This window comes from Petralouisia muris (assembly GCF_004793545.1).
In the GTDB taxonomy this organism is placed as follows: Bacteria; Bacillota; Clostridia; order Lachnospirales; family Lachnospiraceae; genus Petralouisia; species Petralouisia muris.
In genome coordinates, this window is sequence record NZ_SRYA01000035.1 from 1 (window position 1) to 21972 (window position 21972).

Genomic DNA, 21972 nt, shown 5'->3' on the forward strand with positions numbered 1-21972 from the left:
GGAAACTCTTTGAATCTTTCAAGGTTATTCCACTGTTCAGTTGTCAAGGTCGTTTCGTTATCTCTCTTGCGCGACAACTTCTATATCTTATCACAGTCGTTTGCGTTTGTCAATAACTTTTTTACATTTTTTTGAAATAATTTTTATTTCCTTTTGTTTCCACCGCTTATCGCGCGGTGGAATTTAATAATATCACGTTCTTTTCCATATGTCAACATATTTTTACATTTTTTTATCTGGCTTTTCCCACACCCTGATTTTCAGCAGGAAGATGCCTGTGCAATCTATGATTTTTCTGCCTTTGGGCATATCTGCACAGAATAAGCTGTTGTTATACCTGCAAACCAGATGATTTGCCAACCGGTTCTTATTTATATCCGTGAACCAAATAGTATGCATTCTAACAACAGCTTTCCCGACTTTTAGAAAATTATTCCTCTTCTTTTTCCTTTTCCGGCTCAGAGAATTCCATTGTCACTTCTTCTGCCGCATTTTCTTCCATCTCTTCCTTCACAGACTCTGCCGTCTCTTCCTCAAAGATAGATTCGCATTTTGCACCGCATTGATTGCAGTATACGGCATCCTGTTCCACTACTGCTCCGCAGGAAGGGCATTTTTTCTTTCCTTTTAAGTCTGCAATTTCTGACTTCAACTGTTCTATCTGCATTAACGTCTCTGTGATCAGGTTTATTTCTTCAAACAGCGGTTCCTCATCCTCTTTGTGAAGTTCAAAATACTGTTTTCCAATCTCCATATACTGTTTGTCAATGAAATCTTCTTTCGCTTTCACCTCCAGATTCAGTTTGGCAAGCTCCGTGAGATCTTTTGCTTTCTGAGTTACATCTTTCCCTGTTGCCGAAATAGTTTCTCCTAACTTTGTAAAAAATGTCATATATTTTCCTCCTTACGCTGCCGCCTCACCTTAGCGTGTACAAATATATCCCATATATCCGGCATACATTGCAAGCATAAGCACTCCATGGAAGCGGCTGATTTGCTTTCTGCGCCATGCGAACATCCATACAACAGCACTCATTCCAATTAGAATTATATCATCAATCAGATTTTCCATCAAGACTTCCATAGGACTTACTGCACCGGCAATTCCAAGAACCAGCAGAATATTAAATATATTAGAGCCAATTACATTTCCAAGAGCCATATCTGTTTCCCCTTTTCTTGCCGCCACTAAAGATGTCACCAGTTCCGGCAGCGACGTGCCAAAGGCCACTATAGTAAGTCCGATTAATGTTGGGCTTAAGCCAAAGCTTGCTGCTATAGCAGAAGCGGAATCCACTACAAAATCGCCTCCTGCCACAATGGCCCCAAGTCCTACTATAATATAAAGCAGACACTGCCAGTCCTTCAATGCCGCTATTTCTTCTTCCTCGGCCTGATTTCTTGCTTTTTTTGCTTCCATAACCATCCAGACCAAAAATACGGCAAACACCCCAAGCAATATCAGCCCGTCTGTTCTTCCTATCAGCATACTCTGGTTTCCTATCACCCAGAGCAGCACGGCTGCAAGAATCGACAGAGGAAATTCCTGTTTCATCGTAGATTCTTTCACCGGCAAAGGCGCAAATGCGGCACAGGCTCCGCAGACCACCATCAGATTAAAGATATTCGAACCAACCACATTACTGATAGCCATAGTATTGCTCCCTTTTAAAGCCGCCGCCACACTGACGGCGCATTCCGGGGCGCTGGTTCCCATTGCCACAATCGTCATGCCGATAATCATTCCAGGAATCCGCAGCTTTCTGGCAACGCTGGCGCTGCCGTCCACAAAAAAATCGGCTCCCTTTATCAACAGTGCAAATCCAACTACAAGAAATACATAATCCAGCATTTTTCCTCCTAAACCCGGCAGTACAAAAGCAGCCGTACAAGATTTTTTACACAAACAGTTGCAATCATCTGAACAAACAGCTAAAACAGCACCTTTACTTCTGTTCCCACTCCCGGCTGACTTTCCAGCATAATCTCCGCCTTATGCTGCGCTACAATATGCTTTACAATGGCAAGCCCCAGGCCCGTTCCTCCATTTTGCCTGGAACGGCCTTTATCCACCCGGTAAAATCTTTCAAAAATTCTTTCCTGATGTTCTTTGGAAATACCGATTCCCGTATCTTTCACTGACAGCAGCCCTCTTCCATTTTCAGAAATTACTGTCACTGTCACTTTCCCTCCCCGGCAATTGTACCGCACCCCGTTGCTGCAAAGGTTATAAAGCAGCTCGTCAATAAGCTCCCGATTGGCTGAAATCATGCAGGATTTTCCTTTAAGTTCCAGCGTAATCCCCTGTTTTGCCGCCTGCATATCCATCATATCCAGACAATTTTCCGCCGCCTGATATAAATCCACCTGTTCAAAATCAAATTCCTGTTCTTTGGCATCCAATTCTGATAATTTCAAAATATCATTGATAAGCGCCAGCAGACGGTTAGAACAACTGTGAATCTCACCAGCAAAGCGTTTGGAATCCTTTTCTCCAGCCATTCCGCTCTCTATCAGCTCTGCATATCCGGAAATGGCTGTCAGCGGAGTTTTTAACTCATGGGACACATTGGCGGTAAATTCCTGACGCATTCTGGCATGATCCAGTATATTGAAATGCTGTTTCCGGATGGTTTGGATAAAGGGCTGAATTTCTTCATAAACCGATTCCTGATGCCCTCCGTCCAGATTTGACGCAAGCTTCTCAATCGGAGACAGCAGGCGTTTCGTCAAATATCTGGACAAAATTCCGCACAGCAGCACACTGAACAAAGACAACACCGCAATCAGTACTCCTGTATGCTTCAACATCTGAAAGATATTTTCCGAGTCTTTCCCAATTCTTATAATATCGCCGTTTTCCAGCCGTTTTGCATAATAGAACGTATGAACGGAGTTCGTTGCAGACCGGCGGACTGCCGTTCCCTCCCCAAAGTCTCCTGCTTCTTTAATTTCCGGACGGTCTTTATGATTTTCCATTTCCTGCTGATTGACGCTGCTGTCATACTCCACACTTCCGTCTTTTCTGATTAATGTAATTCTCAGCCCGCTTTCTTCCAAAAAAAGCCGGTTTTTCTCCCATTCCTGCGTTTCCTGATGAAATGCCTGTATTATATGAGTATAATCTTTGATGTCGTCATATACCTGATTTTTAAAAATATTATAAAATAACATCATGGAAACAACAGCCGTAATCACAACCGCAAAAGATGACGCCATGATAAACTGCAGGTTTAGCCTTTTCTTCATATTATCTGCCCATCACATATCCTACATTCCGAACGGTTTGTATTGCACTGCCTTCCTCTCCCAGCTTCTGACGCAGCGTCTTAATGTGCATATCCACTGTGCGGCTTTCTCCTTCATAGTCAAATCCCCAGACCTGATCCATGATTTTGTCTCTGGACAAGACGATTCCCTGATTAATCAACAGCATTTTCAGCAATTCAAATTCTTTGAATGTCAGTTGGCAGATTTCGCCCTTTACCGTAACAATCCGTTTCTCTGTATCCACCTCAATGCAGCCGCTGGTAAGAACAGATACTTCCTCCATGCTCTTTGTCCGCCGCAGGAGGGCTTTGACCCTGGAAATCAGTTCCATTATGCCGAAAGGCTTTGTCATATAGTCATCCGCCCCAAGATCCAGCCCCTTAACCTTATCCAATTCTGTAGATTTGGCTGTCACCATAATAATGGGAATTTGAGAAGTTGCACTGTTATGCCGCAAAGCCGACAGGATTTCCAGTCCGTCTCCGTCCGGCAGCATAATGTCAAGCAGTATGAGTCCGGGAATTTTATGTTCCAGGGCCTGACGCAGACTTTTTCCGCAGGAAAATTCCTGCACGTCAAAACCGCTGTTTTTCAGGGCAAACCGTTGGATTTCACGGATATTTTCATCATCTTCTACAATATATATCAGAGGCATATTTATTCCTTTCCTCCAAGCTGGTACTTACTATGAAAAAATTCCTGCATTTCTTCAAAACGCATCCGCGTCGTTCCGGAAAGATTGTTTACATAGTCATGGGCTTCCACGGTATTATCCTCCATCTGAATCATGTACACGGCAAGATTGGAACAGTGATCCGCCACTCTCTCATAGTTCACTGCAATATCAGATAACGCCAGCCCCAACTCTATGGTGCACTTCCCTTTCTTCAGACGCTTGATATGATGCTTTTTCACTTCTTTATTCAGATTGTCGATTACCTCTTCCAGAGGTTCCACCGTCAATGCAAGCTTTGTATCGTTATGAATAAACGCCTGGATAGAACGGTTTAGAATATCTTTTACCGCTCCGCCGAACACTTCCATTTCGTGTTTTGCTTTTCTGGAAAATTCCAGCTCTTTTTTCTTCATGGAACCGGCAATTTCCATCAAGTTCAAAGCATGGTCGCCGATCCGCTCCAAATCACTGATGCTCTGCAGCAAAACAGAGACATTCTGCCCGTCTTTTTCCGTCAGATCCTGACTGCTTAACCGGGTCAGATAGGCGCTGAGCTTATCTTCATATTTATCCAGCATATCCTCCTGCTCCTGCACCAGTTCCGCCTGCTGCACAGAAAAATTATCAAACAGACCTATGGCTTCCTGAATTACAGTTTCCGATAATTCCGCCATTTTCTTTGCCAGGGCAATACACTGCTCAATGGCATACCCGGGGGTTGACAGAAAACGCTCATCCAATACCTTAAATTCATCTTCTCTGCCGGAGCTTTTCAGTTCTTCTTCCGACACCGGAATTGTCAGATAAGCCAGCTTCTCCAGCCCCTTCGTAAAGGGCAGCAGCACCAATGTTGCAAATATGTTAAAAACACTGTGGATTGCGGCAATTCCGGCGGCTCCCACCCTTTCACCGGTAAATCCAAACTGGAAGATTGTATCTGCAATACTGTAGGCCGCCAGAAACACCACCGACCCTATCACATTAAAATAAAGGTGTACAAAGGCCGTCCGTCTGGCCCCCTTATTGGCGCCTACTGCCGAAATCATAGCTGTCACGCAGGTTCCGATATTCTGCCCCATGATAATCGGAATCACGGAACCATAAGTAAAGGCTCCAGTCACAGACAACGCCTGGAGAATACCCACCGAAGCAGAGGAACTTTGTATCACTGCCGTAAGCAAAGCTCCAACCAGAATTCCCAACAGGGGATTGCTGAATTTGGTAAGAATGCCAGTGAATTCTGGTACATCTGCCAGAGGCTTTACCGCACCGCTCATGGTCTCCATTCCAAACATCAGCACTGCAAATCCCAAAAGGATTTCTGAAATATCCTTTTTGCGGCTGCTTTTGGCTCCCATCAGAAGAATAATACCCAGCAATGCCAAAATCGGCGAAAAAGAAGACGGCTTCAGCATACGGACAAAGAAATTTCCTCCTTCAATTCCCGTCAGGCTTAACAGCCAGGAAGTTAAGGTGGTGCCGATATTTGCTCCCATAATAATTCCGATGGCCTGGGACAACTTCATAATCCCGGAATTCACAAATCCTACCAGCATTACTGTGGTGGCGGATGAGGACTGTATGACTGCCGTCACGCCTGCTCCAAGCAGAACTGCTTTCAGCGGATTTGAGGTTAATTTTTCCAAAATACGTTCCAGTTTGCCGCCGGAAAGTTTTTCCAGGCCTCCGCCCATCACATGCATGCCGTACAGAAACAGGGCAAGACCGCCAATCAGCGACAAAAATCCAAATATATCCATTTTTATCCTCCTGCGTAAGTTCATTTTTGTCTTAACGTAGGATTATTCTATACGGTTTCTGTAAATGGAATACATAATCTGTGTAAAATCTGTGTAAAATTTCAAATGCCGGAATGTGTACTTTATCATTTGGATATGTCCAAAATTCAGGGATTTTCCTTCTGGGCCGCAGTTATTTTTTCTTCCGGGCGAAAGAAGCATCTTTTATTCTCTGGTTTACCCAGTCCCGGAACAGCGCATAAATTACAGACATCAGAGGAATAAAAATCAGCATTCCCGCAATTCCCATCAGCTTGCCGCCCACTGTCACTGCAAACAATACCCAAATGGAAGGCAGACCCACGGAATTGCCCACTACATGAGGATAAATCAGATTTCCCTCAATTTGCTGCAGCACCAAAAACAATATCACGAAAAATACTGCCTGCATGGGATTTACCATAAGGATCAGAAATGCTCCCACAACGCATCCGATAAAAGCTCCCACCATGGGAATCAATGCCGTAAATGCAATGAGCACTCCCACCAGCAGCGCATAGGGCATACGGAAAATCGTCATGCTGACCAGAAACATCATGCCCAGAATCAAGGCTTCCAGACACTGCCCTGTAATGAAATTTGAAAAAATCCTGTGGGACAGACTGCAGATATGGCTGATTTTCTCTACTGCCTTTTGAGGAAACAGCGCACAAATCACTTTATTGCACTGTCTGCCCAAAGTTTCCTTCTGAATCAAAAGATACAATGAAAAAACAAATGAGATAAAGAAGGTCACTACGCCATTAATCACTGTCATGGTTGCAGACATGGTATAAGAGACTACACTTCCCGCACCGCTTAAAGCAAAATCCTTCACGCCGTTCAGCCAGCTCATCCAGTCGAATTCCAAAGATTCAATATAAGCTTCTACCACATCCCAGTCACGGAACAGCTCTTCCAGCCATTTCTGCATTTGAGGCAGAAATGTGACCATTCCTGCGCTGATGCTGTCGAAGGTTTTTCCAAGCTGGGGAATCACTACCACAATTACAATTGTAATAACGGCTAATACGCCTGCAAGGGACAGAACCAGACTGAGTGAACGAGCAATTTTTCCATTCTGCGGGAATAATTTCTTTTCTATGGCGGTCATTGGAATATTCAGAATAAAGGCTATTGCACCTCCCAATACAAAAGGAAACAAAATTCCCCACAAGAAGGACAGGAAGGACAGAACCCTGCCCATATTCATCAGCAACGATAAAAGAACCAGCGTAAAAGTGATGATTCCAAGTATTTTCTTGATATTACTTTTGTTCAAATCCATACGTTTTCCTTTCTGCAACTTTCTACCATACGAAAGCATAATATAATTGGTATGTATCATACCATAAGAGGATTCCCTTCCGCAATATAAATGTAGATTTTGCTCTGGTTTTATGCGCTTTACACAATTCCATCTTGACAAATTCCCATCTCCCTCATATAATGGCATAAAATAAAGAGATTTTAAAAGCTGTGACGGGAAGAAGTAGCATGCCGGAATCCTACAGAGAGCTGCCGGAAGCTGAGAGGCGCAGGAAGAACGCAATGTGAATACATCCTTGAGCTGCACACCGAATGGGAAAATCCCGGCGAAAAGCTTTGCCGGATCTCTCACTAGTAGGCTGTGACGGTATGCAACCGTTAATTTGCAAAAGCGCTGTATGGCGCTTAGTAAGGCGGGCTGTGTGAGCAGTCTGTGAATTAAGGTGGTAACACGGGTAGTAACCTCGTCCTTTTTGGGGACGGGGTATTTTTTTATGATTCAGGAGGTAACATTATGACAGTATATGACGAACTGGTTGCCAGAGGGCTGATTGCCCAGGTAACAGACGAAGAAGAAATCAAGGAACTGGTGAACACCGGAAAGGCTGTGTTTTATATCGGTTTTGACCCTACCGCTGACAGTCTCCATGTGGGACATTTCATGGCTCTATGCCTGATGAAGCGTCTGCAAATGGCCGGAAACAAGCCGATTGCGTTAATTGGCGGCGGCACTGCAATGATAGGGGACCCTTCCGGCCGAAGCGATATGCGCCAGATGATGACAAAAGAAACGATCCAGCACAACTGCGACTGTTTTAAAGCACAGATGAGTAAGTTTATCGACTTTTCCGAAGAAAAAGCCATAATGGTAAACAACGCAGACTGGCTGTTAGATCTGAATTACGTCGATGTACTGCGGGAAGTGGGGGCCCATTTCTCTGTAAACCGGATGCTGACGGCAGAATGCTACAAACAGCGGATGGAAAAAGGCCTGAGCTTTCTGGAATTTAATTATATGATTATGCAGAGTTACGATTTCTACGCTTTATTCCAGAAATATGGCTGTAATATGCAGTTCGGCGGCGACGACCAATGGAGCAATATGTTAGGCGGCACCGAATTAATTCGGCGTAAACTGGGCAAGAATGCTTACGCCATGACAATTAACCTGCTTCTGAACTCCGAGGGAAAGAAAATGGGCAAAACCCAGTCCGGAGCTGTCTGGCTTGACCCGGACAAAACCTCGCCCTTTGACTTCTATCAGTACTGGCGAAACGTATCCGATGACGATGTATTGAAATGTATCCGTATGCTGACCTTCCTTCCTCTGGAAGAAATTGACAAAATGGACGCCTGGGAAGGCGCACAGTTGAATACCGCAAAAGAAATTCTGGCCTTTGAACTTACAAACATGATACATGGAGAAGAGGAAGCCAGAAAAGCCCAGGATGCGGCCAGGGCTTTATTTTCCAGCGGCAATGCGGCAGACATGCCGGCTGTGACTTTAACTGATGATGATTTCACGGAAGGCGCCATAGACATTCTGGGACTTCTGGTAAAATCCTCTCTTACCTCCTCCCGTTCAGAAGCCCGCCGGGCTGTGGAACAGGGCGGCGTCTCTGTAGACGGGGAAAAAGTGACGGATATTAAAACAGTATATCCGGCAGATACATTTACAAAGGGCGTGGTACTGAAAAAAGGAAAGAAAAATTTCCGGAAGATTTTGAAATAATAGATAGATGGCATTGCCATCTGCGCCAAGCGCAGCTGCTTGCGGCATCTACTTTTTCGCACGACTGCGCATCCTCCAGCAGGGCCCTTCTGGCAGCCAAGCATTAAATCATATAATTTAAGGGGCTTCCAGAAGGGCCCTGCTAATCCCTGAGCATGGAATTTACAGTTCTTTCATCAATTCCCGCAGTTCTTCTTCAGCCTCCATAAAAACATCCAGCAATTGCGGCTCAAAGCTTCTGCCTCTTTCTTTTTCCATAATTTCAAAGGCCTGTTCCAAGGACATGCCCTTCTTATATTGACGTTCCGACACCAGTGCGTCAAATACATCTGCGATTGCAAGGATTCTGGCAGCAAGCGGGATATCTTCCCCTTTTAAATCATGGGGATATCCGCCGCCGCTCCATTTCTCATGATGGCACGCCGCCATATCTCTTGCAATTTCTACAAATTCTCTGTCTACGATACGATCCATATTGTCCTGGATCAGCCTGCCGCCCTCCTCTGCATGGAGCTGGATCAATTCATATTCTTCCTTTGTCAGAGCTCCCGGTTTCTGCAGAATACGATCAGGAACCGTAAGTTTTCCGATATCATGAAGGGGCGCTGCCTTCTGCATATAATCAATGTAAGTAGGCGTTAATATTTCTTTGTAAAGATCCTTTTCCTGCATTTTGTTTATCAGAAGATTCACATAGGCACTTGTCCGCTTCACGTGCTCTCCGGTAGTTCCATCCCGGCTTTCAATTAAATTTGCCATTGTTATAATAATATCCTGCTGCAATTGGGTAATTCTTTGTAATTGCTGCTCCACCATATGCTCCAGATTCTTCTTATATTCTTCCAGCTCCATGGTTCTTCGCACCCGCTGCAGCATAATCGCCGGCACAAAAGGCTTGCCGATATAATCAACTGCTCCCATCTGAAAGCAGGTCTCTTCTGTTTTCTCCGTACGGTCTGCAGTCAGAAAAATTACCGGAATCCCTTTCCAGTTCTCGCTTTCTTTCAACCTGCGCATAACCTCAATGCCGTCCATCCCCGGCATCTGGATATCCAAAAGCACCAGATCCGGTTCATTATCCTCCAGATAAAGCAACGCATTTTCTCCGGAATTTACCGTCTCTACACTATATTCTTCTGACAAAAGATCCCGCGCAATTGCAAGATTGAGCCTGCTGTCATCTACTACTAAAATTGTTTTTTTCATGAAACCTTCCCTGCTGCTCTGATTATTCCTGCGGTTTTCAATAATATTTTGCCCTGACTCATCTTATGTCTGCAAAAATCCTGAAAGAACCGCCTGATTCTTCATCATAGCCTAAATCTGTTATATCTGGTACCAGTGTATCTCATTTTCTTTTAAGCTTAAGGAAAAACTTTCCCCGTTTCCTTTGTAGACAATGGTTTCCTGAGGCTCATAGGTATTGTTTACCACGCAGAATTTGCCATTTGCAGGATACGCATGAACCTCTGCATTAAAATTACTGCTGAACCATCGGTAAAGATTTCCTTCCTCGTGGGCGCTCCACAGAATCGAACGGTACAGCATTCGGCTGTTTTCAAAGCTGTAAGGCAGACCGCTGATATAAACCGCCCGGCCCTTTCCGAATTCATTGACCGCAAGCTGGACTTCCTTTTCCTTTTCCACAAGAATCCGCGTTCCTTCTAAAGCATAGATATTCTTCTGGCCTTCTCCAAAGTCAATTTCCCCTTTGCAGTCCTCAGTGATAAAATGATCGTGGCTATCCCAGTTGTATTTATCGTAGCCCAGGGTAAAGCCCCGCTCTTCTTCCACCCCAAACACGCTGGCAAGCTGGAAAAACCGCCCGTTTGCCTGATGTCCGCTGGGTTCCCCCACTCCGATAACGCCGCCGCCCTCGTATACAAATTTCTTTACGGCCGTAACGATGGCCTCATCACACCACCATTCTCCGCCGGTATGGGCAGTGTCTGCACCGCCTACGTTGAGCAAAACATCAATGTCATTTAGGATAAAAGGATCTTTTTTGATATCTTCAAAACTAATAAAAGATACATCAAAAGGCGCACCGGATAAGGCTTCAATAACTCCTGCATAAGAATAATTCTGTTTCTGGTACAGGGCGTGGTGAACCATATGGCAGCCCCAGGCGCGCATCTTGCCCCAACAGTTCAAAACGGCAACCTTTTTCACACAATAGGGCACGCAGCCCTTTACATTCTCATACAACACCCGGAACTCCTCACAGACACTCTCTACATAATCCACAAATTCCGGAAAATCCAAAGCCAGCTTCAGATAGCCGCCATAACCGATACGGTCAATGGGCTTTCTTAAAATCGCCCGCCTTGCCGTTACCCAGTTGACCTTCGCTTCCTTTACCGGATCGCCGCCCTCGCAGAAGGTATCCGGAAAAAAATAAGGCAGTAAACGTCCTTCTGTATATTTCACCCCCTCAATATCACTGATCAATCGCAGCGTAGAACCGTTTCCCACACTTCCCACTACGGCATCCAGTCCGATGGAGGCAAATTCCTCCAAAAAAGGCTCTGTGCCAATCCAGTGATCTCCTAAAAACATCATGGCTTCCTTGCCGCATTCATGGGTGATATCTACCATTTCTCTGGCAATCTTCGACACCTCTCTGCGCTGAAACGCCTGGAAATCCCTGAATTCCCTGGTGGGAATCCGGTATTGCCCATTGTAATAGCCCTGATCAATAATATACTCAGGCCGGAATTTATATCCGCATTCCCGCTCAAACTGTTCCAGAATATAAGGGCTGACAGAAGCAGAATATCCGTACCAGTCCACGTATTTTTCCCTGGCCAGCTCATCAAAAATCAATGTAAACTGGTGGAAAAACGTGGTAAAACGCAGTACATTCACATAAGGGTGCTCTTCGATAAATTTCCGCAGCCGCTTCATGGTAAATTCATGGGTTTTCGGCTGGCGCACATCAAAAGTAATCTGATGCTCCACGTCCTTCCAGCCGTTGGTTACCGCATTATACATATGCACCGGGTCCCAGATAATATACGCCAGGAAGCTTACCGTATAATCATGAAAAGGAATGGACAAAACGGTAACTTCTCCTGTGCTTTCTTCATAGCTCCACTTCTCTGTTGACACAATCTGGCCGGTTGTACGGTCTATTACCTCCCACCAGCGCGTAATATCGTCCCGGCTGTTGGGCTTTAACATATCAGGATACAGGCCTTTCATCAAAGGTATGCGAAGCACATCCGTTTCTGACATATAAAAGGGGGTCATCACATACATCTGCTGAATTTCTTCCGGGTGGGCCTTTGCCCAGCCGTTATCTTTTCTGGTGGTGTAATACGTGGAATATATTTTACCATCCACATTTTGAAGCTCCCTGGGAAAATCCGTCCCGTCACAGTCGCGGACTGCGTCTGCGCCCCATTTTTCCATCAATTCCAGAGTCTGGGGAATTACATCTAAATCTGTGGGTATGGTTACCCGGCCTTTTGTGCTGCTCATAAAAACCTCCGTTCTGCCGCTATTCCAGAATATTACGGTAGATTTTATAATCCTCTTCCTGGAATACATTAAATATTACTTTTTCTATTTGGGAATCTGTATTTAAAAATTCCTGTACCGTTTCCACCGCAAGCTCCGCCGCCTGGTCATGGGGGAAATGATATTCCCCTGTGGATATACAGCAAAAAGCCACGCTTTTTAAACCTTTTTCCGCCGCAAGCTCCAGACAGGAGCGGTAACAGCTTTTTAACTGAGTGCAGTGGGTTTCTTTCAGACTGCCGGAAACAATGGGACCAACAGTATGCAGAACATAGCTGCAGGGCAGATTAAAGGCCGGCGTAATTTTGGCGCAGCCTGTAGGCTCCTCATGGCCCTGTTCTTTCATAATCTTATCGCAGGCCAGACGAAGCTGAATGCCGCTTGCGCTGTGGATCGCATTGTCAATACATCCGTGACAAGGCACATAGCAGCCCCGCAACGCACTGTTGGCCGCATTAACTATGGCATCTGCCTTGAGAATCGTAATATCCCCTTTCCAGAGCGCAAGGCGTCTGTCCAGCCGGGATACCGGCAAATCTTCACAATTTACAATGCCTTTTTCTTCTGCTTCTTCCCTTAAATACTGATCCTGCACCTGCTGGAATTCCTCGCTGATGGGGAGAGGCTCACGAATGTTCATAAGGCTTCGAAGCATCCGTTTCTGTTTTCCTGTGTCAGAGGGAATTTTCATCCCTCTATACTGGGATGATTCTGACAATAACTCCTGAATCAAAAATACTAATTTCTCGTTGTGTGTCATTTCCGGGAACCTCCTGTACTAAAACTTTATTCATCCTCCCAGTCTTCTTCCCAGTTCGGATACTGCTCCGGTGATTTTCCTTTGCTCTTAAGGATCATCGGCACTGGGGTATCTTCTTCCACAACCTTAAGAACCTTGCACTGAAACGTCCATTCATCTCCAAAATCAAAAAGGTACAAAAATTTCTTTCCTTTGCACAAACCCGCCTGATCCAGGGTGCATTTTCCTGCAGAACGATAGCCGTCGTCTGCTCCCGGGGAATAATAACAGTCCCAGTCGCTCCAACGTTTGTTATCCATAAAAAATCCATAGGCATGATCGTCGTCAAATTGAAAAGCATCCTGAATTGCGTTGTGAAGCTCCTGCAAAGTACTGTTACCGGAAATCTGAATATGACGGTAACACCCTGCATACACAGAAACGCTGAGCACATAGGACAGATTCGATTTCCTTTCTACCATTTTAAAGTCTGATTTCTTCAGGCCGCCCTGCTTCTTTCCGGAGTGGAGAAGTTCTTCCATCTTTCCTGCCACTTCCTCCGGCAGCAATCCCAACTGCAAGATCTTTTCCAGCTCTCCCGTCAATTCCGGCGGAAAATCATCCAGATCTATTCCTTCTTCTTCCATCAGAACACTCAGGAAATCCAGCATTTCTCCCACCTGTTCTTCCTCGCTCATAGAAAATCTTCTGAAAAATTCTTCTTCCACCTTATCCAAAACCGGAAGCTCTTCTTCGATACTGACAGGAATCTTCAGCTTGCTGCAGAAAATTTCTACAAAGTCACGTGTTCGTTCATCCCGCACTTTCATCTTCTTGGGACATAACTTTTCCCGCAAAAGAGCGTCAATAAAATTATTCAAAAGCTCTTCCGGATTCTGACGATAGCTTCCTACCGGATCTACCGGCAAAATATAATCTTTATCTGAATTTACCGCCATAAAAACCATAGGAAAATAAGGAGTTTCCTCCGGATGATTCCGTACAGGCTCTGTATATTGGATGATTTCGCATTCCCAGGTATCTGCTTTTTTTATTTTCTTTAACGCCGCCACGCCGATTTCATTACAGCTTAAAGGCTTGGGCCAGGAAACCGGCTTTGCTTCCGGCAGTTTCGTCCGCTTCAATACATATTCTCCGTTCTGCCGTTCCAGCATGGGAATCTCCTGTACGCCGGCATCAATTCTTTTCAATCCAAGTTCTGAGGGCATTTTCCCCTCTAAAAGCTGCGCCATCTTAATTGCCGCTTCCAACGCTTCACACAAATCCTCCTGCTCTTTTTCCCCAGACAGGGTCCAGGGATAAAAGCCGGGCTCATATTTTATAAAATGAGGATATGCATTCTTGCCGGATATCCGGAGCCCATGGGCGCGGGCATACGCTTTCGCCTCCTCCCGCTCCTCCTCAGACAAATCATCTTTCCCCTCAAACGCACATTGCAGGCAGTTTTGATTGACCACTCTTTCCTGAAACTCAAAGGGAGACATGTAAAATTCATGGGCATTCATCAGACTCCACAGACTGTTCAGCGCTTCCTCTCCCACATATAATCCAAGAGCGCAATGTTCTCCTAAACACCCCATAATACTGATATACCCAATTCTGCCATCGGAAAGCTTTACCGCAAACAATTCCGAATCCCATATAATCTTCCATAATTTTGTTTTCTTATATTCAAATGCCAATGCATACAATTTTTCTGAAATCATATTTCACCGCCGTTTCTCTTCCTACAGAAATTGTTCTCCGTATCCGTAATGCTCCACTACATAATCAATATCTTTATCTCCTCTGCCGCTTAAGCATACCAGTATGGAGCCCTGTCCCATTTCTTTTGCTTTCTTCATGGCATAGGCAACAGCGTGAGAACTTTCAATGGCAGGTATAATTCCTTCATAACGGGACAATTTGAAAAATGCTTCCATAGCTTCCTCATCCCCTACCGTCTCATATTGAATTCTGCCCATATCGTGCAAAAACGCATGCTCCGGGCCAACGGAAGGATAATCAAGGCCGCTGGCTATGGAATATACCGGAGCCGGTTCTCCCTGCTCATCTTTGAGCATAATACTTTCAAAGCCATGCATTACGCCTTTCTCTCCAAATTTCATAGACGCCGCATGATCTCCCAGCTTTTCTCCCCGGCCCAGGGGCTCTACCCCTACAATATCTACCGGATCATTCAAAAACGGAATAAACATTCCAATGGAGTTGCTTCCTCCTCCCACACAGGCGCATACCACTTCCGGATCAATTCCCATCATTTCATGGAATTGATCTCTTGCCTCATATCCTACTACGGACTGAAAATCACGCACCATCAGCGGAAAAGGATGGGGCCCCAAGGCAGAACCGATACAGTAAATCGAATCCTTATAATTTCTGGCATAGGATTCGAATGCGGAATCCACCGCCTCCTTCAAGGTTTTTAATCCATGGCTCACCGGCACTACTTTAGCTCCTAATATTTTCATCCGGGTTACATTGGGAGCCTGCTTTGCGATATCCACCTCTCCCATATGAATCTCACATTCCAATCCGAAATAAGCGGCTGCTGTTGCAAGAGCCACTCCGTGCTGTCCTGCGCCTGTCTCTGCAATCAGTCTTTTTTTGCCCATAAATTTGGCCAGGAGCCCTTCTCCCATACAGTGATTCAGTTTATGGGCCCCTGTGTGGTTCAAATCTTCTCTCTTCAAATAAATCTGACAGTTTCCAATTTGCCTGGAAAGCCGTTCACAGTGATATACCGGAGTGGGCCTTCCCTGAAATTCCCGCCGTATTCTCCGCAATTCGTGAATAAACTGGGAAGAATGGCAAATTGTCTGATAAGCCTCTGTAATTTCTTCAAAAGCCGGCAGCAGCTCCTCAGAAAGATAAGCGCCTCCGTATTCTCCAAAACGACCTTCCCTGTCAGGATAATTTCTTAAATATGTTCTGTAGTCCATTGATATTCTCCTTTATTCTATGGCGCAGGTCTTTTGCCCCACTATGTCATATTCATCCGCTGCCTGATTACAGGCAAAATGTGACGGCCATTTATTTTCCCTATCATATCATATTTTTTCTAATTATGATACCGATTCTAGAAAAAAGCCCGGGAATCGAAAAAAATACGACTCCCGGGCCATGGCGGATATATTTACGAATTATCGGTATTGTCTTCTTCCATATTTCGATTGAATTCCTCATTGATTTTCTTCAGAGAATCATCAATTTCTCCTGCTTTCGCAATAATTGCGGAATATTTCTCTGTAGCCATAGAGGACAATTTGCCCATCTCTCCCGCTACAATGTTGAATCCTCTTCCGGCTTCCCCGGCTCTTGCCGCTTCTATGGAAGCGTTCAGCGCAAGAATATTCTGCTTCCTGGAAACCTTCGTCAAATCCTGCACCATGCTTTCAATCTGTTCCACATTCTTAGTGGTTATATCAATTTCCTGATCGATCGTACCAATCTTATTCTTCTCCCGATAACGGGTACATTCGGAATTCACCAGCATATTAATCATCTCTTCCATTAAACTAGCTGATGCGCGGATAGATTCTTCAGTCTTGATGGGAACTTCCTTCAACGCTTCAATATATTCATCCGGGTCTACGCCGATCTCTTCCGCAACCTTGCGGAACTTGTCAAAGTCAGGCGGCGCTGGAAGCACCTGTCCGCCAAGGATCGTACCCAGCTTCTCCCCCTCCACTACAATGTCCGCTGCAAAATCCATCAATCCTGCGTGACAGAAATAAGTGCCCACGCCTTCCATATCGCATTTCTGACATCGCTTTAACCCAATTTCGCTTCCTCTTGTATATTTCATACAGAAATCCAGGAAATTACTGACCTCCGTTACATGCCTGCCTTCCATATCAATAATGCTGACAGCCACCCCCGTTGCCGTCGAAAATAAATCCTGAAGCCTCTGTAGCTTCTCTTTGTCAATTAAATCCAATATTTCCATTGCTTTCTTCTCCTTTTCCCCGGCGACTTAAGTAAATCTTTTCATTGCAGGCCTGTCCCTATGCTTGTGGCGCGCCTGTCTCCTGTCATATAAAAACCGCACTGTAATATCTGTAGACATTATAGCACGGTTTATCCTATAAAACAACAAAATTTGCTTTTTATTTAATTTATGCTGTTCTGCTTTTTATTTACAAAATCAATGATCAGCTCCACTGCGTCCTCAATACTTATCACGCTGCTGTCGATGGTAAGCTGGTAGCCGTCCGCTTCATTCCATCTCTCATCCGCATAATACGTGTGAAAACCTTCTCGCGCCTTATCTTCTTTTTCCACCAGCCTTCTGGCCTTCTCTGTGCTGATTTTCCGGTCTGCGGCAGTTTTGTCAATGCGGTACTCTTTTGGCGCATGGATAAATACGCTTGTCATATCCGGATGATCCTTCAGAATAAAATTCCCGCATCTTCCCACAATCACGCAATCCTCTTTCTCCGCTAGGTTTCGGATAAATTCAGAAGGAACCTTCCGCTGTCCCTGGGCTCTGCTGTCTGTGGCAATTACATACAACAGGCTGTTTACTGGCTGCTCTTCATAAAAATCACGCAGTTCTTCATAGTTCTCTGACTTTCTCGCTTCCTCTGCCAGTGACTCTTTATCGTAATATTTCACACCTAATTTTTGGGCCAGCTCGCGCCCAATGACATGACCGTAGCTTCCGAATTCTCTGCCGATTGTAATAATCATACGTTCCACTCCTCACTTAACTTTTTCAAACATGCTGTAGTATTATTATATCACTGTGATTTGAGATTGCAATTGGCTATTACAAAGAATTTTACGTCCAGAGCCATTGTCCGGCAAATAAAAAACAAGGATAACTTATGGCTGCAGTCCACAAATTATCCTTGTTTTCCTCTTATTCTTCTGTACGTCCATCCTCAGATACCTACATACTTCTTGACAGGCTCTTAAGCACTTCCGGATTCAGTTTTCCGCTCATCATCATATAGGATGCAGTAATCTGAGCGCCATATTTTTCAAAGTAATTTTTCAAAGCATTTTTAATTGTTTTCATAATATTATCTCTCCTTTTTGATTCATTTGTTGTTTCTTACATTGACTATCATACTATCCTGATAAAGAAAAATATAGGCAGTTTTTTGACATATTTAAAGTTGATATTGACTTTTCGACTGGTATTTTCTATAATTTCAATAACACGCAAAGGAGTGATTATTATGGTACAGCCCTATTATGAAGTTTTCCGCGAAATTAATGAACTCGGGTTACAATTGGCGTACCGCACCAGCCCCGGCGGTTACCAGCCCTTCCACTGGCATGAAGAACTGGAGCTTCTTTTTCCCTTAAACGGCGACGCCACGGTTACCATAGACGGAATCACATATCAATTAAGGCGCCGGCAGCTTCTGGTGATTGAATCCAGGCAGGTGCACAGCACCAATACCTACAGCGACAGACTGATGATACTCTGCATTCATATCTCAAAGCCGCTGCTGGAACGATATCTGCCGGATATTGAGCTGTTCCGGCTCCATTGCATTCCAGACGAAATCACAGACGCCCAGTTTCCGGAATATCTGAGCCTGTGCCAGATGGCAGAAGAGCTGACACGGCTCTATATTGAAGAGGCCCCTGCCGGATTTCTGGAATCTGAAGGAATTATTCTGCAGATTTTGGCCCGTCTCATCCGCTATTTTTCTGTTCGTTCCGCGCCGGAATTATCTTCTGCAGATATGCAGGCCCGCCAGAGGCTCCGAAATATTATCACTTATGTGGGGGAACATTTTCGGGAACCGATTTCCCTGCAGGAGGGTGCGGACCTATTGGGGCTGAATAAGGAATATTTCTGCCGGTTTTTTAAGAAACATATGGGGCTTTCGTTCCTGCAGTATATCAATGAGATACGAATTACTCATATTTATCAGGAGCTTCAGAATACAGACGCCTCCATAACCGAAATTATGGAGGCGAATGGATTTACCAATCAAAAATTATTCAATAAAACATTCAAAGAAATTTATGGGCGTACGCCTTCCGCGGTGCGGAAAGGACATAGGGAGGAACAGGAACAGCCTCTTACCGCTGCACCCTTGCCCCGGCGCCTCCCATAATAGCTTCTACTTCTTTCTTGCTTGCCATGGTGGTGTCACCCGGCGTTGTCATTGCCAGTGCGCCGTGAGCTGCGCCGTAATTTACGGCTGTCTCAGCGCTGCCTGTGGACATCAAGCCATAGATTAAGCCGGAAGCAAAGGAATCTCCGCCTCCTACCCTGTCCATAATTTCCAGCCCTTTGTAGTCTTTGGCTTTATAGATTTCTCCGTCTGCCCAGCAGATGGCGCTCCAGTCATTGACAGTGGCAGTTTTCACTTCACGTAAGGTGGTGGCCACTACTTTAAAGTTCGGGTAGGTTTCTGCTGCACGATTGATCATCTTCTTATACCCATCCAGGTTCAGTTCCTTCAGATTCTCGTCATTTCCTTCGATTTCAAATCCAAGGCAGGCGGTAAAGTCTTCCTCATTTCCAATCATAACGTCTACATATTCAGCAATTTCCTTATTCACTTCCTGTGCTTTGGAAAGACCGCCGATGGCGCTCCACATAGAAGGACGGTAATTCAGGTCATAAGAAACCACAGTGCCGTATTTTTTGGCAGTTTTAATAGCCGCAAGAACCGTCTCGCAGGCCTGTTCGGACAATGCCGCATAGATTCCGCCGGTATGGAGCCAACGCGCTCCCAGGGTTCCGAAAATGTACTCAAAATCAAAATCTTCCGGCGTCGCTTTGGAAATTGCCGTGTTGGCCCGGTCGGAACAGCCCACTGCACCCCTGATGCCAAATCCCCGTTCGGTAAAATTCAAGCCGTTTCTGCAGATTCTTCCGATTCCATCGGTTTTCATCCATTTAATCAGGGAAGTATCCACGCCACCCTGCAGGATAAAGTCTTCCATCAACATTCCCACTTCGTTATCCGCAAAAGCGGTAATTACGCCGGTTTTCATGCCGAAGCATCTTCTAAGGCCCCGGACAACATTGTACTCTCCGCCGCCTTCCCATGCCCGGAAGCTTCTTGCAGTACGAATCCTGCCTTCGCCTGGATCTAACCGCAGCATTACCTCACCTAACGACAATGCATCATATTTACATTCATTTTCTGGTCTTAAGTTTAAATCCATGATTTCCTCCTTCTATATTATTTACGAATGGACGCTGCCAGCTCTACAGCTTCCCTGGTAAGTTCGCGGATCTTGTCAAATTCACCGTTTTTAATCAAATCGCCCTTTACCATCCAGCTTCCGCCGCAGCAGAGAATTTTATCAAAGGAAAGATAATCCTTCAGGTTATTCACGCCGATTCCGCCTGTAGGCATAAACTCCATCATGGTATAAGGCGCAGCCATTGCTTTGATTCTGGCAATTCCCCCTGCCTGCTCTGCCGGGAAGAATTTGATTACTTTCATTCCCCGCTTTGCAGCCTGAGCTACCTCTGAGGGAGTAACGCATCCTGGAAATACAGGAATTTTCTTTTCCAGGCAATAGTCTACGATTTCCGGATCAAATCCCGGGCTCACAATAAATTTTGCGCCTGCCGCCACTGCGCGGTCCACCTGTTCTATGGTAAGGACGGTTCCTGCGCCCACAAGCATTTCCGGATATTTCTCACTCATTACCCGGATGGATTCTTCTGCCGCTTCTGTACGGAAGGTTACTTCTGCGCAGGGAAGGCCGCCTTCTGTCAGGGCTTCTGCCAGGGGAAGGGCGTCTTTTGCGTCCTCTAATACCACTACTGGAACTACTGCATACTCACGGAATTGTTCTTCAATTGTTTTCATAATAATTCTCCTTTACTGTTTGCTTATTTTATTGAATGCTTTATAATTTCATGGTTCTGGTAAACTGCTGCCTATCTTTTGATATCATAATTCATATTCATCAGATTCTGAATGGCCGCCGCATCATCTGTAATATTGGCGTCTCCCCGAATCGTATGTTTCAGCGCACTGCTTGCCACTGCAAAATTTACCATATCCATCGGTTTATTGCCCTTCATCATAGCGTAAATGAGGCCGCTGGCAAATGCATCTCCGCCGCCTACCCGATCCAGGATATTGAAGGTGAACAGTTTGCTTTCATACGTATGCCCCTGATACCACATATAGGCTTTCAGGCTGTTCTCACTGCCGTTGTGGGCATACCGCACATGTCTCGCAATACATTTCAGATTGGGATATCTTTCTACAAATTTCCAGAATACCTCATCCTGCTGCATAAAATCCGGCTGAAGGGGAAGACCGTCCTTCCAATCGCCTTTGCTGTGATCTCCTTCCTCTTTCCATAAATGGTAAGGCTCTATTCCAAACAACACGTCTACATAAGGCAGACATTTGGTACAGAATTCTCTTGCCTCCTCCCAGGTCCAGAGAGTGCTACGGAAATTGCCGTCAAAGCTGACAGTGAGCCCTTTTTCCTTTGCCGTTTTTAAACATTTCAGAATCATTTCCCGGCAGTTTTCCCCAAGGGCCGGCGTAATGCCGCTTAAGTGAAGCCAGGTAAAACCCTCTAAGAGATTGTCAAAATCATAGCTGCTGAAATCGTATTCGGTAATAGCGCTGTGTTTGCGGTCATAAATCACCTTGCTGGCGCGGATTCCATATCCGGTTTCCAGATAATAAGTTCCAAGGCGGTGGGAAGGGGTCTCTTCCGGCGTGGTTAAAATCACCGGAGTACAGTGCACATCATTGCTTCTTAAGAGCCGGACGGCGCTCTTTCCCAGGCTGTTATTGGGAACAGCAGTAAAAAAAGTGCTGTCTATCCCAAGATTTGCCAGGGCCAAGGCAATATTGGCCTCACTGCCGCCGTAGCTGGCCTCAAAAGCGGAAGCCATTCTGATTTTCTCATAATTGGGCGGCGTTAAGCGGAGCATAATTTCTCCTATGGTAATAAATTTGTGGGAATTGTGATTTTCCTTTAATAACGGGTTTGCATGTTCCATGAAATC

At 45.2% G+C, this 21972-nt stretch carries 19 protein-coding genes and 1 other annotated feature; of the genes, 2 read left to right on the top strand and 17 right to left on the bottom strand.

Annotated features, from left to right (window positions below; all coding sequences use genetic code 11):
* Positions 1-430: 430 nt before the first annotated feature.
* The 6 genes from E5329_RS16495 to E5329_RS16520 form a co-directional block, all read right to left on the bottom strand.
* Positions 431-892 carry a zinc ribbon domain-containing protein gene (locus tag E5329_RS16495; RefSeq protein ID WP_135990572.1) on the bottom strand — a complete coding sequence of 154 codons (462 nt, stop codon included), beginning with the start codon at positions 890-892 and terminating at the stop codon, positions 431-433.
* Positions 893-922: 30 nt separating this feature from the next.
* Positions 923-1852, bottom strand: coding sequence for a calcium/sodium antiporter (locus tag E5329_RS16500; RefSeq protein WP_135990573.1), 930 nt, complete (start codon positions 1850-1852; stop codon positions 923-925).
* Positions 1853-1932: 80 nt separating this feature from the next.
* A complete protein-coding gene (locus E5329_RS16505) occupies positions 1933-3249 on the bottom strand; it encodes a sensor histidine kinase (protein ID WP_135990574.1) in 1317 nt (438 codons plus the stop codon).
* Between the two features lies 1 nt (position 3250).
* Complete coding sequence (locus E5329_RS16510) at positions 3251-3925, bottom strand: response regulator transcription factor (protein WP_135990575.1); 675 nt, start codon at positions 3923-3925, stop codon at positions 3251-3253.
* Positions 3926-3927: 2 nt separating this feature from the next.
* The gene (locus E5329_RS16515) at positions 3928-5706 is read right to left on the bottom strand and encodes a Na/Pi cotransporter family protein (RefSeq protein ID WP_135990576.1); all 1779 of its coding nucleotides are present in this window, start codon (positions 5704-5706) and stop codon (positions 3928-3930) included.
* 172 nt (positions 5707-5878) lie between these two features.
* Positions 5879-7012 carry an AI-2E family transporter gene (locus E5329_RS16520; protein ID WP_135990577.1) on the bottom strand — a complete coding sequence of 378 codons (1134 nt, stop codon included), beginning with the start codon at positions 7010-7012 and terminating at the stop codon, positions 5879-5881.
* A 182-nt stretch (positions 7013-7194) separates the two neighbouring features.
* Positions 7195-7468, top strand: a binding site (T-box leader).
* 39 nt (positions 7469-7507) lie between these two features.
* Here E5329_RS16520 and tyrS point away from each other — a divergent pair.
* Complete coding sequence (gene tyrS, locus E5329_RS16525; RefSeq protein WP_135990578.1) at positions 7508-8725, top strand: tyrosine--tRNA ligase; 1218 nt, start codon at positions 7508-7510, stop codon at positions 8723-8725.
* 162 nt (positions 8726-8887) lie between these two features.
* Here tyrS and E5329_RS16530 read toward each other — a convergent pair whose 3' ends face one another.
* From E5329_RS16530 to E5329_RS30755, 8 genes are all read right to left on the bottom strand, one after another.
* The gene (locus E5329_RS16530; RefSeq protein WP_135990579.1) at positions 8888-9931 is read right to left on the bottom strand and encodes an HD domain-containing phosphohydrolase; all 1044 of its coding nucleotides are present in this window, start codon (positions 9929-9931) and stop codon (positions 8888-8890) included.
* A 120-nt stretch (positions 9932-10051) separates the two neighbouring features.
* Positions 10052-12208 (bottom strand): 1,3-beta-galactosyl-N-acetylhexosamine phosphorylase, encoded by a 2157-nt coding sequence (gnpA, locus tag E5329_RS16535; RefSeq protein WP_135990580.1) that lies wholly within the window; start codon positions 12206-12208, stop codon positions 10052-10054.
* Positions 12209-12227: 19 nt separating this feature from the next.
* Positions 12228-13007: a protein-ADP-ribose hydrolase gene (locus tag E5329_RS16540; protein WP_135990581.1), complete on the bottom strand. Its 780-nt coding sequence runs from the start codon at positions 13005-13007 to the stop codon at positions 12228-12230.
* A gap of 26 nt (positions 13008-13033) precedes the next feature.
* Complete coding sequence (locus E5329_RS16545) at positions 13034-14713, bottom strand: DUF7309 domain-containing protein (protein WP_135990582.1); 1680 nt, start codon at positions 14711-14713, stop codon at positions 13034-13036.
* A gap of 21 nt (positions 14714-14734) precedes the next feature.
* Positions 14735-15949: a tryptophan synthase subunit beta gene (gene trpB / locus E5329_RS16550; RefSeq protein ID WP_135990583.1), complete on the bottom strand. Its 1215-nt coding sequence runs from the start codon at positions 15947-15949 to the stop codon at positions 14735-14737.
* A 194-nt stretch (positions 15950-16143) separates the two neighbouring features.
* On the bottom strand, positions 16144-16956 hold the full coding sequence (locus E5329_RS16555) for a PocR ligand-binding domain-containing protein (RefSeq protein WP_135990584.1): 813 nt from the start codon (positions 16954-16956) through the stop codon (positions 16144-16146).
* Between the two features lie 164 nt (positions 16957-17120).
* Positions 17121-17699 (bottom strand): cytidylate kinase-like family protein, encoded by a 579-nt coding sequence (locus tag E5329_RS16560; protein WP_135990585.1) that lies wholly within the window; start codon positions 17697-17699, stop codon positions 17121-17123.
* Positions 17700-17901: 202 nt separating this feature from the next.
* Entirely contained in the window at positions 17902-18030 is a 129-nt protein-coding gene (locus tag E5329_RS30755; protein ID WP_275443372.1) for a hypothetical protein, read from the bottom strand.
* A 163-nt stretch (positions 18031-18193) separates the two neighbouring features.
* On the opposite strand from E5329_RS30755, the gene E5329_RS16565 reads away from it, so the two are divergent.
* Positions 18194-19087 (top strand): helix-turn-helix transcriptional regulator, encoded by an 894-nt coding sequence (locus tag E5329_RS16565; protein ID WP_135990586.1) that lies wholly within the window; start codon positions 18194-18196, stop codon positions 19085-19087.
* On the opposite strand, the gene E5329_RS16570 is transcribed toward E5329_RS16565, so the two are convergent.
* The 3 genes from E5329_RS16570 to E5329_RS16580 all read right to left on the bottom strand — a co-directional run bounded on the left by E5329_RS16570 (position 19053) and on the right by E5329_RS16580 (position 21966).
* Entirely contained in the window at positions 19053-20150 is a 1098-nt protein-coding gene (locus tag E5329_RS16570) for a sugar kinase (protein WP_135990587.1), read from the bottom strand. The genes E5329_RS16565 and E5329_RS16570 overlap by 35 nt on opposite strands.
* A gap of 17 nt (positions 20151-20167) precedes the next feature.
* Positions 20168-20806 carry a bifunctional 4-hydroxy-2-oxoglutarate aldolase/2-dehydro-3-deoxy-phosphogluconate aldolase gene (locus tag E5329_RS16575; RefSeq protein WP_135990588.1) on the bottom strand — a complete coding sequence of 213 codons (639 nt, stop codon included), beginning with the start codon at positions 20804-20806 and terminating at the stop codon, positions 20168-20170.
* A 71-nt stretch (positions 20807-20877) separates the two neighbouring features.
* Positions 20878-21966, bottom strand: coding sequence for a sugar kinase (locus tag E5329_RS16580; RefSeq protein WP_135990589.1), 1089 nt, complete (start codon positions 21964-21966; stop codon positions 20878-20880).
* Positions 21967-21972 lie beyond the last annotated feature (6 nt).